Origin of the sequence: Streptomyces sp. NPDC059874 (assembly GCF_042731135.1) — a bacterium.
GTDB lineage: Bacteria > Actinomycetota > Actinomycetes > Streptomycetales > Streptomycetaceae > Streptomyces.
In genome coordinates this window covers 45,673-60,397 of record NZ_JBHWJY010000039.1, presented here as the reverse complement: position 1 = coordinate 60,397, position 14,725 = coordinate 45,673, and the positions used below count along the sequence as shown (strand labels likewise).

General features: G+C 71.8%; 14 protein-coding genes and 1 pseudogene. 6 read left to right on the top strand and 9 right to left on the bottom strand.

Features of this window, described 5'->3' with window-relative positions; genetic code table 11:
- Positions 1–78: 78 nt before the first annotated feature.
- A complete protein-coding gene (locus ACFV9H_RS22565) occupies positions 79–957 on the top strand; it encodes a helix-turn-helix domain-containing protein (RefSeq protein WP_385401005.1) in 879 nt (292 codons plus the stop codon).
- Between the two features lie 83 nt (positions 958–1,040).
- Entirely contained in the window at positions 1,041–1,163 is a 123-nt protein-coding gene (locus ACFV9H_RS22560) for a hypothetical protein (protein ID WP_385401003.1), read from the top strand.
- Positions 1,164–1,165: 2 nt separating this feature from the next.
- Here the strand turns inward: ACFV9H_RS22560 and ACFV9H_RS22555 are convergent, their stop codons facing one another.
- From ACFV9H_RS22555 to ACFV9H_RS22545, 3 genes are all read right to left on the bottom strand, one after another.
- Positions 1,166–1,951 (bottom strand): 3-hydroxybutyrate dehydrogenase, encoded by a 786-nt coding sequence (locus ACFV9H_RS22555; protein ID WP_385401000.1) that lies wholly within the window; start codon positions 1,949–1,951, stop codon positions 1,166–1,168.
- Positions 1,952–2,043: 92 nt separating this feature from the next.
- A complete protein-coding gene (locus ACFV9H_RS22550) occupies positions 2,044–2,724 on the bottom strand; it encodes a 3-oxoacid CoA-transferase subunit B (protein WP_385400997.1) in 681 nt (226 codons plus the stop codon).
- A 120-nt stretch (positions 2,725–2,844) separates the two neighbouring features.
- Positions 2,845–4,068: an MFS transporter gene (locus tag ACFV9H_RS22545; RefSeq protein ID WP_385400994.1), complete on the bottom strand. Its 1,224-nt coding sequence runs from the start codon at positions 4,066–4,068 to the stop codon at positions 2,845–2,847.
- Positions 4,069–4,436: 368 nt separating this feature from the next.
- Here ACFV9H_RS22545 and ACFV9H_RS22540 point away from each other — a divergent pair.
- Positions 4,437–5,398: pseudogene (locus ACFV9H_RS22540) on the top strand (serine hydrolase domain-containing protein).
- 28 nt (positions 5,399–5,426) lie between these two features.
- Here the strand turns inward: ACFV9H_RS22540 and ACFV9H_RS22535 are convergent.
- The gene (locus tag ACFV9H_RS22535; protein ID WP_385400991.1) at positions 5,427–5,837 is read right to left on the bottom strand and encodes a hypothetical protein; all 411 of its coding nucleotides are present in this window, start codon (positions 5,835–5,837) and stop codon (positions 5,427–5,429) included.
- Between the two features lie 147 nt (positions 5,838–5,984).
- Positions 5,985–7,412: a rifampin monooxygenase gene (rox, locus tag ACFV9H_RS22530; RefSeq protein WP_385400988.1), complete on the bottom strand. Its 1,428-nt coding sequence runs from the start codon at positions 7,410–7,412 to the stop codon at positions 5,985–5,987.
- A 200-nt stretch (positions 7,413–7,612) separates the two neighbouring features.
- Between rox and sigJ the strand changes: the two genes are divergently transcribed.
- Complete coding sequence (sigJ, locus tag ACFV9H_RS22525; protein WP_385400986.1) at positions 7,613–8,665, top strand: RNA polymerase sigma factor SigJ; 1,053 nt, start codon at positions 7,613–7,615, stop codon at positions 8,663–8,665.
- 44 nt (positions 8,666–8,709) lie between these two features.
- Here the strand turns inward: sigJ and ACFV9H_RS22520 are convergent, their stop codons facing one another.
- Positions 8,710–9,444 (bottom strand): TioE family transcriptional regulator, encoded by a 735-nt coding sequence (locus ACFV9H_RS22520; RefSeq protein ID WP_385400984.1) that lies wholly within the window; start codon positions 9,442–9,444, stop codon positions 8,710–8,712.
- A gap of 58 nt (positions 9,445–9,502) precedes the next feature.
- On the opposite strand from ACFV9H_RS22520, the gene ACFV9H_RS22515 reads away from it, so the two are divergent.
- Positions 9,503–10,741: an erythromycin esterase family protein gene (locus tag ACFV9H_RS22515; RefSeq protein ID WP_385400981.1), complete on the top strand. Its 1,239-nt coding sequence runs from the start codon at positions 9,503–9,505 to the stop codon at positions 10,739–10,741.
- Here ACFV9H_RS22515 and ACFV9H_RS22510 read toward each other — a convergent pair.
- On the bottom strand, positions 10,723–11,244 hold the full coding sequence (locus ACFV9H_RS22510) for an SMI1/KNR4 family protein (protein ID WP_385400978.1): 522 nt from the start codon (positions 11,242–11,244) through the stop codon (positions 10,723–10,725). The two genes, ACFV9H_RS22515 and ACFV9H_RS22510, sit on opposite strands and share 19 nt — an antisense overlap.
- 13 nt (positions 11,245–11,257) lie before the next feature.
- Positions 11,258–13,273: a PE-PGRS family protein gene (locus ACFV9H_RS22505; protein WP_385400975.1), complete on the bottom strand. Its 2,016-nt coding sequence runs from the start codon at positions 13,271–13,273 to the stop codon at positions 11,258–11,260.
- Between the two features lie 118 nt (positions 13,274–13,391).
- On the opposite strand from ACFV9H_RS22505, the gene ACFV9H_RS22500 reads away from it, so the two are divergent.
- The gene (locus ACFV9H_RS22500) at positions 13,392–13,922 is read left to right on the top strand and encodes a GNAT family N-acetyltransferase (protein ID WP_385401045.1); all 531 of its coding nucleotides are present in this window, start codon (positions 13,392–13,394) and stop codon (positions 13,920–13,922) included.
- Between the two features lie 25 nt (positions 13,923–13,947).
- Here ACFV9H_RS22500 and ACFV9H_RS22495 read toward each other — a convergent pair whose 3' ends face one another.
- The gene (locus ACFV9H_RS22495; RefSeq protein ID WP_385400973.1) at positions 13,948–14,682 is read right to left on the bottom strand and encodes an SOS response-associated peptidase; all 735 of its coding nucleotides are present in this window, start codon (positions 14,680–14,682) and stop codon (positions 13,948–13,950) included.
- Positions 14,683–14,725: the final 43 nt, after the last annotated feature.

Below are 14,725 nucleotides of genomic sequence, written 5' to 3'. Positions count from 1 at the left end.
GGGCGTTCTCGCCGGCTTCGACATGCCGATACTTGATCAGGACGTCGTACGGGGCTCCAGACACGGGAGGGGGAGGACATGCCGGTGGCCGGAGTGACGGGCGGCGTGGCCGGTCGGGGAGTCGAAGTGACGCGGGTGGGTGGTCGGTGGCGGGTGACCCGGCCGTGGCCCGCCCCGTTGCGCCCGATCGTGCACAGCTACGCCGGCTACTGGGAGGCGGCCACGGCAACTCCCTATCGCGTCCGGCTGGTTCCCACGGGTCGAGCCGTCGTGGTGATCAGCCTCGGTGAGCCGTTCGCCCAGATCCGCCGGCTGGGGGACGCGAGCCCGACCAGCCAGGTGACCGGCTCGCTGGTCGCGGGGCTGGATGACGGGCCCAGGGTCTGTGACCATCCCGGCGGCCAGGAGGCGATCCGGCTGGAGTTGACCCCCCTGGGCGCCTTTCGGCTGTTCGCCGTGCCGATGAGCGAGTTGACCAACAGGGTGGTCGAGCTGGGCGATGTCCTCGGCCCCGAGGCCGGATCGCTGGTGGAGCGACTGGCGGCCACCGGCGACTGGGGGACGAGGTTCGACCTGTTGGACACCGCGTTGTCGGCCCGGCTCGCCCGCGGCCCGCGGCCCGCGCCCGAAGTGAGCCACGCCTGGCGGCTGCTGTCCCGCGCCGGCGGGGCGATCCCGGTCGGCCGGATCGCGGCCGAAGTGGGTTGGAGTCAGGGCTACTTGATCCGCCGTTTCACCGAGCAGGTCGGCCTGACACCCAAGGCGTCCGCCCGGGTCCTGCGCTTCCACCGAGCGGTGGGGCTCCTCACTCACGAGGGCGCGAACCTCACCCACGTCACCGCCACTTGTGGCTTCTACGACCAGGCTCACCTCAACCGCGAGTTCCGCGCCCTGGCCGGCACCACCCCCGGCCGGGCGGCGAGCGCCCGTGTGGCGGAGGGGGCCCTCGCCCTGTGAGGGGCGAGGTCAAATTTGTCCAAGCCAGGCCGTCCGCACGTCGCTAGTGTCCCCGTTCGTAGTCGATCAGAGGGGAAAACTCGATGGAAGACCTGCTGCGCCTCCTCGTGTCCGGCGCGATCACAGGTGGCTTGATCGGTTTGGCGGGGGTCCTCGGCGCACGCCGCCGCCGGCGCCGCGAGGGCGGTGACCCGAACGGCCACTGAGGTCAGGCGGCGCTCCAGCCCCCGTCGACGGGAATGGAGGCACCACTGATGTAGCCGGTGTGCGGGCCACAGAGCCATACGGCGACGTCGGCGACTTCCTCCGGTTCGATCAGCCGCTTGATCGCGGACCGGCTGAGCATCACCTCGCCGACCACCTGTTCAGGGTCGATGCCGTGGGCTGCGGCCTGGGCGGTGATCTGCCGTTCCACCAGGGGTGTGCGGACATAGCCGGGGTTGACGCAGTTGCTGGTGACGCCGTGCGGGGCGCCTTCGAGGGCCGCGACCTTGCTCAGGCCTTCGAGGGCGTGTTTGGCGGTCACGTATCCGGCCTTGAAGGCGCTGGCGCGCAGGCCGTGCACGCTGGAGACGTTGACGACGCGGCCCCAGCCGCGTGCGTACATGTGCGGCAGGGTACGGCGGATGAGCAGGAACGGGGCCTGGACCATCACCCGCTGGAGAAGTTCGAACCGCTCCACGGGGAACTCGGCCAGGGGCGCGACGTGCTGGAGTCCCGCATTGTTGACCAGGATGTCGATGTCGGTGGGGAGCTCCGCCACGAGCCGGCCCTCGGCGAGGTCCACCACGTGGGCGCGCCCCCCGACCGACTCGGCGACCGACTTGGCCGCCGCGGCGTCGAGGTCGACCACGTGGACGAGCGCGCCTGCGGCGGCGAGCGCCTGGGCGCAGGCCCGGCCGATCCCGCTGCCCGCGCCCGTCACCATGGCGGTACGTCCCGAGAGGTCGACTCCTGCGGTTCCGTCGGACGGGGGTGTGATTCCGCTAGTCATGCCGGGAATCATGCGTGACGTGCCGGCCTCGCTCCCATGTGTTCGCCCTCCACAGTCGCGAGCGGCCGGGTGGTGGAGTTCACCAGTGGGTCTTACGAGGTCAACGGGCAGCTGGTCAGCAGCTCTTCGGGACCGGCGGAGGCGGGCCGGGGCAGCGTGTGGCCGGCCGGCGGTCGCACGCCTCGGCCGATCCGGTCCTCCACCTCGCCGCCGTTCCCGCGGCCGCCCGAGACCGGAGCGATCACCGCGAGATCGGTGATCACCCGGTTCACCACTCCCCGGCCCGTCAGCGGAAGGGTGCACTCCTCGACGAGCTTGTGGGAGCCGTCCCGCGCCGTGTGTTCCATCAACACGATCACCCGCCGGGCGCCGTGCACCAAGTCCATGGCACCTCCCATTCCCTTCAGCATCTTCCCCGGGATCATCCAGTTGGCCAGGTCGCCGAAGGCGGAGACCTGCATGGCTCCCAGCACGGCCACGTCGATGTGACCGCCGCGGATCATCCCGAAGGAGAGCGCGGAATCGAAGTACGAGGCACCGGCGGCGGTGGTCACCGTCTCCTTACCCGCGTTGATCAGGTCCGGGTGGACGTCCTCCTCGTCCGGGTAGGGGCCGACGCCGAGGATGCCGTTCTCCGAGTGGAGGACCACCTCGATGCCGTCGGGCAGGTGGTTGGGGATCAAACTGGGCAGCCCGATCCCGAGGTTGACGTACGAGCCGTCGGTCAGGTCCCGGGCGGCGCGGGCCGCCATCCGCTCTCGTGTCAGGGTCATCGGCGGGTCTCCCGGGCGAGGCTCGGACGGGTCGTGCGCCGCTCGATCCGCTTGGCCGCCGCGGGATCGTCGGGAGCGACGCGTACGACCCGCTGGACGAACCCCTGGGGCCCGGTGCGTTCAGGCGACCGCCTTGTCGACCCGGACGGCGCGGGCGCGGACCACCTGGGGTCGGGATACGACGGTGACGGCGATGGACACCGCGGCCAGCACCGTGATCACCGTGCCGGGGGTGAGGTACTGGGCGAAGCCGCCTGCGATCGCCGCACCGATGCCCTGCCAGGTCATCCGGCCCGCGGACTCGACGCCCTGGACCTGGCCGCGTACCGGATCAGGGGTCAGCTCGAGGAGCTGTTCCTGGAGCGGCAGGGTGGCGGCGAAGCCGGCGCCGGCGACGAACACCGCGGCCATCGCGATGGGAGTGGCCGGGTGGAGGACGAACAGGAGGTACGGGACGGCGAGCAGCAGCCGCAGGGTGAACGCGTGGCGGCGCCGCCGGTCGGCGGTGAGCAGTCGCCCGACCACCAGGTCCCCGAGCAGCATGCCGGCCGATCCGGCGGCCAGGAGGGCGCCGGCGTGCTCCGGGGCGTAGGAGATGAACAGGGCTTCGCAGCCGACGATCAGGCCGTTGGGGACCCACAGGTTGAGCAGCAGCGCCCGTTGGCCGGAGTGGGAGAAGAGCGCGACGTTGGTGGTCCAGGTCTGGCGGAGCCCGGGACGGCGGGTCAGCCGGATCGAGCGTTCACGGACGGTGGACGCGACGACGACCAACCCGAGTCCGGTCAGCGCCGTCGCGATGACGAAGACACCTTGCGGGCTCAGGTACCGCAGCAGGACGGCGCCGATGGCGAAGCCGAGGATCGCCATGCCGCCCGAGGTGATGTTCATCAGCGAGCGCGCGAGCGCGTACGCGGTGGTCGGCACGACTTCGGCGAGCAACCCCATGCGCGTGCCGGTTCCCAGGGACTGGAAGAAGCCCAACAGCAGCAGGAAGCCGAACCGGGCAGCCAGTGGCAGCCCCGGAATCGCCTGTGCGGCGACACCGACCAGTGACACGCACTGGAGCGAGACGAGGGTCCGGCGGGGGCGGCTGCCGTCCGCGACCGACATCAGCGTGAGTGCGCCGAGCACCGTGGCGAAGGTGGCGCCGTACATGCTCACGGCTGTCAGGAACGGGGACCGGGTCTGTTGGTTGACCAGCGTGCCGAGCGCGAAGCCCGACAAGGTGGTCGCGGCGACCGTCAGGGTGAAGCCGGCGTACAGGCCCGCGAATTCACGGTTGCCGAGCAGGGACCGGTAGCCGGTGGTGGGAGGTGTGGTGGGTGTCGATGTGTCAGAAGGCATGAAAAAAGCCTCCGAACGCACCCGTTGGGGCGGCACCGAAGGCCAACGCGGTCATTCTAACACGCGGCGCGCCGATCGGCGCGTGATCGGGGTGGGATGCGCGACGGATGGCGGGCGCCTCCCGGGAGGGCGGCCGTGAGGATGGTCGTCATGGATCCCGCACTCGAAGCGGGGTCGCGGCGCGAGTCCGCGTCGCGCGCATTGATCACGAAAGGACCGATGTCTTGAAGATCCGCCTGGTGACCTGTGCGAGCGTGGCCGCCCTCAGTGTGTGTGCGGGCACGGTCGCGGCAGCCCCCGCTCCCCAGGGGGCGAGCAACGTCTCGGCCGACGGCACGAATGCGTCGACCGGCTTCGACGCCGCGGGTTTGCGGTCCGCCTTGGACGGTGTCCACCGCGCCGGCGTACCGGGGGTGTTCGCCGAGGTGCGCGATGCCGGCCGGACATGGCGCGGCGCTTCCGGCTCGATGCGCCGATCGGCGACCATCTGCCGCACCTGGTGCCGGGAGAACGCGGCAGGAAGATCACGGTTCGGATGCTGCTCAACAACACGAGCGGCATCCCCGACTACATCGTCTACGCCTTCCCCTCGCTGCAGACGCCCTCGCCCGAGAGCCTGGACGACAACCGGTTTCGGCGGTTCCGCCCGGCCGAACTGATCGAGTTGGGGCTGGGCGCACCTCCCACCGGCGAACCCGGAGGCCCCACAGGGGTGTACTCCAACACCAACTACCTGCTCCTCGGCCAACTCCTGGAGCAGGTGACCGGCACCACGGCCGAGGAGTACATCACCCGTAACGTCATCGAGCGTGCCGGGCTCCGGCACACCGGGTTTCCGACCGGGCCGCGCATCAAGGGACCGCACTCGCGGATGTACGAGGCCCTGTTCGGCTTGAACGACCCGCCGCGCGACTACAGCGTCTACGACATGTCCTGGACGGGGACGGGGGCCGCCCTGGTGTCGACCATGGACGACCTCAACCGCTTCTACGGCAAGCTGCTCGGCGGCGAGATCGTCAACCGGTCGTCGCTGGCGGAGATGCAGCGCACGATCCCGGTCATCGCCCTCGACGGAACGACCATCCAGTACGGCCTGGGTCTGCACAAGGTCGACATCCAGGGTTGCGGCACCTTCTGGGGCCACGACGGCACGGTCTGGGGGGCCGGAACGATCTCCCTGACCCGGGACGACGGCAAGCGCCAGATGTCCGTCGCGATCAACCTCCAGAGGTGGAACGCGCCGGACTCCTCCGGGAAGCCGCAGCACCACCCCATCGACGACGCGCTGCCGGCGCTGTACCGGCAGGCGATGTGCGGTGGCGCCCGCTGAGGAGGAGGCTCCTCGACCCGGCGACGGGTCAGTGCCCGGACCGGCGGCCGTCGGCCCTGCGCCGGAAGGAGTCGATCAGGAGCGACAGGGCCGCGGTCACGGCCAGACTCCCGATCATGACCTGGCCCACCCCGACGACGAAGAGCCCGCTCGAATCGTCGGACCAGTCGTAGGCGGCGGCAACGGTCAACCCGGCCGTGGTACCGCGTACCACGGCCGCGACGTGCCCCCGGGAAGCCGCCCAGCACACCGGTACCAGCAGGGTCAGCCCGAGCCCCAGCACCTGCCACGCCTCGTACGGGCCGGTCACCGAACCGTCGGGGTGTACGTCACGGTGCTGGTCCCAGCCCAGCCAGGCGGCCCAGGCCGCCATCGCGAGCCCGGCCAGGAGCAGGGTCGCCGACAATCGGGGGGAGGGGCTTCGAAGTCGATCGCGCATGCCATCAGTGTTCCGGCTCCCCCACACCCCCGTCAGAGCACGGGTACTCAACTCCTCCTGAGTAGTCCGTCCCGTCGGGTGCCGCCGGCCCGCTCGGCGAGCCGGCCGTCCGGCGGCGAGGCCGGGGCGGGAGGGGTTCGCTCGCGCTCAGCCGGCGGCCGCGCCGAACCACTTCGTCAGGTGGCCTCGGAGTTCCTCCTGATCCTCACCGACGCACGCCACGTGGCCGTCCGGCCGCAACAGCACCGCGGACACGTCCAGTTCCTCGCTCGCGTCGACGACGTGGTCGACCCGGTCCGCCCAGCCCTCGACCGAGAGTCGGCCCGTCCGGTCGAGGAGCAGCCCGCGGCCGCCGTGCATCAGCTCGTAGAGGTGGCCTTGCTTCAGCTCCACGTCCCGCATCCGCGCGCCGAGCAGTTCATGGCCCTCGCCGAAGTCGTACCGGACCCCGACCGCGGTGATCATCTCGGTCACGTACCGGTTCACCTCCTCGAAGTCCATCAGCTTCGAGAACAGCTCCCGCAGCGCGGTCGCGCCCGGGTCGGTCCCCAGCAGCGTGATCTGCGCGCGGGTGTTGTCCAGCACGCGGGCGCCCACCGGGTGCCGTTCGGAGTGGTAGGTGTCCAGCAGGTCCTCCGGAGCCCAGCCGTCGACCGCGCCGGCCAGCTTCCAGCCGAGGTTGAACGCGTCCTGGATGCCGAGGTTGAGCCCCTGCCCGCCGGTCGGCGGGTGGATGTGGGCCGCGTCGCCGGCCAGCAGCACCCGGCCGACCCGGTAGCGCTCGGCCTGCCGGGTGGCATCGCCGAACCGGGACAGCCAACGCGGCGAGTGCACGCCGAAGTCGGTGCCCGCGTACGCCCGCAACTGCTCCCGGAACTCCTCCAGGGTCGGCGCGGTCACACGGTCCTCGGCCACGCCGTCGGCGGGCACCACGATGCGGTACGTACCGTCCGCGTTGGCGACGGCGCCGAACCGCAGCTGGGTCTTGCGGACCTCGGCAACCGCGGCGGCGATCGTCGCCGGATCCTCGGTCACCTCCATGTCCCCCAACAGCGTCTCCACCGTGGCGGGTTCGCCGGGGAAACCCACGCCGAGCCGCTTGCGGACCGTGCTGCGGCCGCCGTCGCACCCGACGAGGTAGCGCGAGCGAAGGTGAGTCCCGTCGGCCAGCTCGACGGTCACCCCGTGCTCGTCCTGGCTCAGCCCGACCAGTTCACAGCCGCGCCGGATCTCGGCACCGAGTTCGAGCGCACGCTCGCCCAGCAACCGCTCGGTGACCGGCTGCGGGGTCGCGAGGCCGTAGGGGTGCCCCGTGTCCAACCGGTCCGGCCACGGCTTGATGATGCCGCCGAACAGGCCGCCGACCTGGAACTTCTCGCTGACCGCGAGGAACCGGTCCAGCAGGCCGCGCTGAGCCGTCATCTCGACGCTGCGCGCGTGCAGGCCTTGCCCGCGGGACTGCCCGGTCGGCTCGGTCAACTTCTCCAGCACGACCACGTGCACGCCGTGCAGCCGCAGTTCGCAGGCCAGCATCAGGCCGGTCGGTCCACCGCCGGCAATGATCACGTCAATCATGGAAGGCCCATCTCCGCAGGTTTCTGGCTCGGGCCGACGATTCTGCGGCAGGAAGGGGGCCTTGCCGCAAGCCCCCCAGTGCGCTATAAGTTGAGAGTGGCAAGGAGTGGGTTACCTCCTTGCCTTTCTCTTTTTGTCGGCCCCGCACGCGCGCGGTGCTCCGGCCCCCCACCGTTCGGTGCGATACCTCGTCGACGATCATGAGCGCAGAACGCAACGAGGGAGCCGTCGAGACCATGACCGCAGCAACGCCCGGGCCGAGAGACAGCGGGACCGATCCGAGCCTGATCTTGCTCACGAGTGAGCGCCGACAGCTGATCAACCTGGCCTACCGGCTGCTCGGCTCACTGGCCGAGGCCGAGGATGCCGTGCAGGAGACCTACGTACGCTGGTACGCCATGTCCCGGGAGCAGCAGGAGGCCATCGAATCCCCCGGCGCCTGGTTGACGAAGGTGGCCGGCCGGATATGTCTCGACCTGCTCGGCTCGGCGCGGGCCCGGCGCGAGAGTTACGTGGGCGAATGGGTCCCGGAGCCGCTGCCCGACCGCACGGAGTGGATGAGCGGGCGGCCGGATGACGGCAGGGGCGATCCTGCCGACCGGGTCACCTTGGACGAGTCGGTCGACATGGCCTTCCTCGTCGTGCTCGAGTCGATGACCCCGGCCGAACGGGTCTCCTTCATCCTGCACGACGTCTTCCGGTACCCCTTCACCGAAGTGGCCTCGATCGTCGGCCGCACCCCGGCGGCCTGTCGGCAACTGGCTACGTCCGCGCGGCGTCGTATCCGAGCGGCCCGCACCCCCGCGGCTCCGACCCACCAACAGGCGGGCGTCATACGTGATTTCAAGCAGGCATGGGAGACCAAGGACATCGCCGCCCTGATCGGCCTGCTCGACCCCGCCGCCACGATGATCGCCGACGGCGGCGGCCTGGTCGGCGCCGCGCTCCGGCCGGTGGCGGGCAGCGAGCGGATCGCCCGCTACATCGTCGAGATCGGCACCAGGGCGCCCGGCCTGACGCTCCTGGAGCGTTCGGTCAACGGCCGACCCGGTCTCGTGGCCCAGAACGGTGGGGTGACGGTTACGGTCGCCGCGTTCGCCCTCACCGATGACCGGATCACGCACATCTGGGCGGTCCGCAACCCCGAGAAGCTCCGCCCGTGGTCCCCGGACCACGATCCGGCGAAACCGGCTCCGTTGACGCTCCCGCTCCCGCCGAACGCCGCACCGTCGGACCTGCTGCCGCCGCTCTGAACACGCCGGCCCGGGTCGCGGTCATCCCGCTCCGGGCCGTCGGCTCAGCCGCGTTCGCGGAGGTACGCCTCCAGCTCGGCGGCCCCGCTCAGCATCGCCCGTCCGCGGGCGGACAGCCGGCCGCGCCAGTCGCCCAGCGCGGCTTCCAACGGCTCCAGCCCGCCTGCCGCCCGTACTTGGGCGATCAGCGGGGCGATCTGCTCCAGCAGGTAGCCGCCCCGCCTGAGCTGGTGGGCCAGCCTGGCGTCCCGTACGTCGGCCTCGTCGTAGACGCGGTACCCGGTCAGCGGGTCGCGGCGCGGGTGCACCAGCCCGGCGCGCTCCCATTTTCGCAGCGTCGCCGGCCGGATGCCGAGTTCGGCCGCCAGAGCTCCGACGAACGTGCCGCCGCGCCCGCCCGGCGCCGCGTCGGATGCGGACGCGGCGCCGGCCGGCAGGTCGCGCAGGGCGCTCTCGACGGCCCGGAGTGTTCGCCGGTCGTCGAGCAGCTGGGCGTGGCTCTCGTCGATGAGGTGGAACGCCTCGTCCGCCTCGCCCTCGTTCACGGCGCGCATGATCGCCGTGGCCGTCCCGTGTCCGTGGCCGGGCAGCAGGGCGAGGAACGCGCTCAGGGCGTGCGCGTGGAGCGGGGTGTAGGTGCGGTAGCCGTGGGGGGTGCGATCGGCGGCCGGAAGGATGCCGGCCTCCTCGTAGTTCCTGACGGCCTGGGTCGACAGGCCGTGCCCGCGCGCGAGGTCGATCGGCCTGAGCTGTCCGCCGTTTTGAAGGTTTCGCACCAAAGGCCTGCCGAAATCGCCGAAAAGTTTCAATCGAAGGTTCAACGATACCGTTGAAGCCATGGCTACCGACATCAAGGACACCATCCATGCCGTCGAGGCTGCCGCCGTCCTGCGGCTGCTCCCGGCCCGGCCGCGCATGCTCGCCCTGGGCGAGCCCACACACGGCGAGGACGCCCTGCTCGACCTGCGCAACGAGCTCTTCCGGCAGCTCGTCGAGCAGGAGGGCTACCGGACGATCGCGATCGAGAGCGACTGCATGACGGGCCTGGTCGTGGACGACCACGTCACCTCGGGCGCGGGCACCCTCGACGAGGTCATGGAGCAGGGGTTCAGCCACGGCTGGGGCACCTCCGCCGCCAACCGCGAGCTCGTGCGCTGGATGCGCGCCTACAACGAGGGCCGGCCCGCGGCCGAGCGCGTCCGCTTCGCCGGTTTCGACGGCCCACTGGAGATCACCGGCGCCGCGAGCCCCCGCCAGGCCCTCACCGCACTCCACGGCCACCTCTCGGCCCGGGTGGACGCGGACCTGCTCCCCTGCACCGCGCAAACGCTCGACCGCCTGCTGGGGCCCGACGACCGGTGGACCGATCCCGCCGCGATGATGGACCCCGCCCGGTCCGTGGGGCAGTCGCCCGAGGCCGCTCGGCTGCGGCTGCTCGCCGACGATCTGGTGGCGCTGCTCGACACGCAGACTCCACACCTGATCACGGCGACATCGCGGGAGGACCTGGACCGGGCACGCCTGTACGGGCGCACCGCGATGGGCCTGCTGCGCTACCACCACTGGATGGCCGACACCTCACCGGCCCGCATGACCCGGCTGGCGGGACTGAGGGACCTGATGATGGCCCACAACCTCCTCGCCCTCGCCGCCAGGGGCCCGGCGCTCGTCCACGCCCACAACTCCCATCTCCAGCGGGAGAAGAGCACGATGCGGATGGGCGGGATGCCGCTGGAGTGGTGGGGCGCGGGCGCGCTGGTGAGCGCCCGGCTCGGCGCGGAGTACGCCTTCGTGGCCACGGCCGTCGGCACGATCCGGCACCAGGGAGTGGACACCCCGCCGCCGGACACCGTCGAAGGCCTCCTGTACACGCTCCCCGAGGACCGCTGCGTCGTCGACGCCCGCCTGCTGGCCACCGCCCTCGGCGACACGCGGCCCGCCCCCCGCGTGTCCCCCTGGTTCGGCTACGCCCCGCTCGACCCGGCCCACCTGGCGGACAGCGACGGCCTCGTGTTCGTCAAGGACGTCCCCCGGAGCCCGTCCTCACACGGTGGCCTTCAGGGCAGGAATTCGTAGAACGGGCCGTCAGGCGCGAAGTTGCGAGAACACAACGTCACGTCCCTGCCCTTGAGATAGGCCAGCAACCACTCACTGAACGTCATCTCGTAGAGGGTCCAGGCCGGACTGTCGAACTCCTGGACCACGACGCGCCAGGGCGACGAGGAGTCGTCGGGGATGCGAAGGAAAACCGCCTCGCCCGTCGAGGCCGACGCCACCGGTATCAGATCCCCGGGATTCGCCCCCACCGGACTCGGCAGGAACTCCGCCATGTCCTCCTCGCGCCAGAGCTCGAGATCCCCGCTGATGGTTCTTCCCAGATCGTGCAGAAGGTGGCCGGCGGGGTGGTTCAGATACAGCTGTTTGTTGATCATGACCGATCCGTAGGCGTCCACGATCTCACGGAAGTCCTCGGGAAATTCGGTACCGAGTTCCCGCTCCAGCTCGGTCCACGGAGCCGGATCGGACCAGTTGAACCGGGGTTCGCCCAACAGGGCCGTGATCTCTGGAAGCGTAGCCATCACCGGGCTCCTCTCAACGCGTCGAGTCGATTCCCGTACGGGAATTGATAGCGGTACGGGAGCGATTCCCCTCGGCCCACCGGGTCGCCATGGCGCGGATCACATGCGGTGGGATCCCCGGGTTGAGGACGGCGTCCCCGACCGCCTCGGGATCGTGCAACCGCGCCGTGAGGACGCGCGCGGGAAGGCTCCGCTGCCGAAGGACGATGCTGCGGATGGAGTCGTCCGGGTCCTCGGTCAGGCGGGCCGCGTCGACGAGGGCCAGGCGCGGGTCCTCCGCCGCCCGGTGGCGCACCTCCGGATCACGGTCCCGGGCGAAACGGGCGACGAGTTCGGGGGTCGCGAGCGGGTCGTCCAGCGCGAGGCGTCGCATCCGCCCGTGCGGGTCGTCGGCGTACCGCAGCAGGCCTTCCCGGGGGAAGTTGGGGTGCGTGCGGGGGCGCCCCGGGGAGGACAGGCTGCCGGTCCACCACGTCCACACCCGCAGCAGCATCTCGGCGGGGGCGTCCTCGCAGGACTCCGCGAGGAACAGCTGGACGACCCGGTCCGGATCCCAGGCCAGCCGGTGGACCACGTCCGGCGGGAGCCGCCGCGCCCGGGCCACGCTCCGGCGCACCAGGACGTGCGAGGAGGCGGCGAGCCGTCGCATGGCCTCCGGATCCTCGTGGAGCTCCGCGACCCACGGCAGGGTGTGCGAAAGGCCGCGCGGATCGATGTCCACCCGGATCGCGGCCCGCTGCTCCTCCGTGAGGTCGGCGCGGAGCGCGACCGTGCTGCGCACCCCGTCATCGGTGTCCCCGGCGAGCCGGGCCACGGTCTCGGGGTCGAGGCGGGGGTTGGCGGCGAGCGCCGTACGCAGGCGCGCGTCGCCGCTCGCCAGGAGGTGTTCGACGAGGTCGGGGCCGAGGCGGCAGTGTTCGACGGCACGCTCCCCCGGCTCCTCGCGTTCGAAGACCTCCCGCGGCATCGGCTGGTCCTCGTGGTGCCGCAGCAGCGCCTCGGTCCGTACGCCGGCCGCCTCGTCGGTGAGCAGTGCCTCGCGGCGGTCGGCCGACAGCACGGGCCAGGCCGCGCGGCAGGCCACCACCCGGACACCGGCGTCGCGGTCCTCCGTCAGCGCGGCGGCGTGGCGTGGGGGCAGGCCCGTCAGCCCGGCGGCCTCGGCCCGGACGCGGGGGGACGGATCGGCGACCAGGATCGCGTACGTCTCCTCCTCCAGCGCGGTGCGCCGGTCCGCGGCGAGCATGGCGAGGATCCAGCGCTCCCGTTCGGTGTCGGCCGCGCGGACCAGCCGGGCCCAGTGGGCGGGGGTCAGGCGCGTCTCCATCTCGGCGACCTCGAGCCTGACCCTCGGATCCGGGTGCGCCAGGACCGCCTCGACGAGCTCGTCCGGCGGGAGCCGCCGAGCCCGACGCGGGGTGCTGAGGAGCAGCTCCCGACGGATGCCCTCCGGGGTGTTCCGGTTCGAGGCGAGGGCGTCGGCCCAGGCGTCGAGGGCGGCGGGGTCCGGGTGGGGACCGGCCAGGAAGCCGGCCCAGGCCGCCGCGGCCTCCTCGGCGCTCTCCCGGGCCGCGGATTCGGCCGCCGCGTCGATCCGCGCGCCGACCTCGGGCAGGACGACCAGCCGTCGGGCTCCGGCGGCGCCGGGCACCGTACCGGCGAAGGTCTCGCCGTCCGGCGCGGACAGGAGCAGCCCGCGTGGGTCGGGGTCGACCCCGGTGAGGAGACCGGTGAGGGCCCGGACCGGGTCGGCGGCGAGGATCCGGACCCGGCGCCACGCCTTGCCCATGCAGCCGCGGGGGGCGTGCGGGCCGGTGAACGCGAGCAGGAACTCACGGCCTCCGCCGAGTACGAGCCCGGCCGCCTCGGCCGGCCCGACGGCGTCGGTCTCGTCCGCCGCGGCCAGCAGTCGCCGCGCCGTGGCGGCCTTCCGTATCCCCGGAAGCCACCAGGTGCCCAGGGGCTCCAGCCCCATGCCGGCGAGCAGCGCCTCGTAGCTCTCACCGTCCCGCAGCCTGTCGTCGTCCACGTCTGCCGTGTCCCCTCCCCCTCGTACGTCCGGTCATCATCTCCGGAGCCTTCGGGTACCCGGTGGGCAGGGGTGCCTCGGCTCCCGGTCGCCGCACTAGGCTTCCGCCGTGAACGACGTGAACGACAGCACACATGGCATACGGATCAGGCCGGGCGGCCCGGCCGACGCGCCGGCCATCCTGGACATGCTCGACTCCGCGGTGGCCTGGATGAACGCTCGCGGCAACACCGAGCAGTGGGGCACGACGCCGTATTCGAAGAAGCCCGGCGGGGTGGCGCGGGTCGAGCGGTACACGACCGAGAACTCCCCGTACATAGCGGAGTTGGACGGAACACCTGTCGGAGCCCTGGTGTTGGACACCGGGCCGAGCCCGCAGATGCCGATCGCGCCGGCCGGGGAACCCGAGCGGTACGTCCGGCTACTGGTCTCCGACCGACGGTACGCCGGCCTGGGCGTCGGGGAGGCGTTGCTGGCCCGTGCCGTCGAGGAGACCCGGCGGGCCGGCGTCGAGGTGCTGCGGGTGGACTGCTGGGCGGGTGGCGGGGGCGAACTGGTCGCGTACTACGAGCGCAACGGTTTCACCCGCACCGACCGTTTCCTCTCCGAGGCGTGGCCGGGACAGGTGCTGGCCCGGCGGGTCGGCTGACGGGTCGCCCGCGCGGCGGATCTGCTCAGGGAGCGGCCGGATCCAGCAGGTGGGGGCCGTTGTTGCGGACGCTGTTGACGGCGGTCGAGACCGCCGTCACCGCGAGGAGGCCTCCGCCCGGGGTGTGGAGGAGGGCGCGGAGATCCGCCGTGTCCTGGTGGGCGGGGTCGAGCCAGGTGTCGTAGTCCCCCGGGTCGAGGGCCAGCGGCATGCGGGGGTGGACGCGGCCCGCCCGGTCGGTGGCCTCGGTGGTGATGATCGTGGCCGTGGTCAGCCAGGCCGCAGGGTCGTCGTCGTCCTTGACGGCCGGGTCGCGCCAGAACTCGTACAGCCCGGCCATGGCCATCACCCCCGCGTCCTCGGGGCGGATGAAGTACGGCTGCTTGTAGGCCTTGGCCGAGCCCGTGGCGGGCACGGCAACCCATTCGTAGAAGCCGTCCGCGGGCAGCAGGCACCGGCGCCGGGTGAACGCGCGCCGGTACGCCGGCTTCTCGTGCACGGTCTCCACCCTCGCGTTGATCATCCGCGAGCCGACCGTCGGATCCTTCGCCCACGACGGCACCAGGCCCCACCGCACCGGCCTCAGCCGCCGGGCCACCTCCCCGGTCTCGCGGTCGGCACGCTCCAGGACCGCCCACACGTCGTCGGTCGGGGCAACGTTCCACGAGGGTCCGAGTTCCGCGGCCCCGGGATCCCGCTCGGCGTCGAAGAGGCCCGCGAGGTCCTCGGGGGCCCGGGAGGAGGCATATCGGCCGCACATACCCCCACCCTGCCACCCCGACGAAGGAAACGGGCCGAGAACA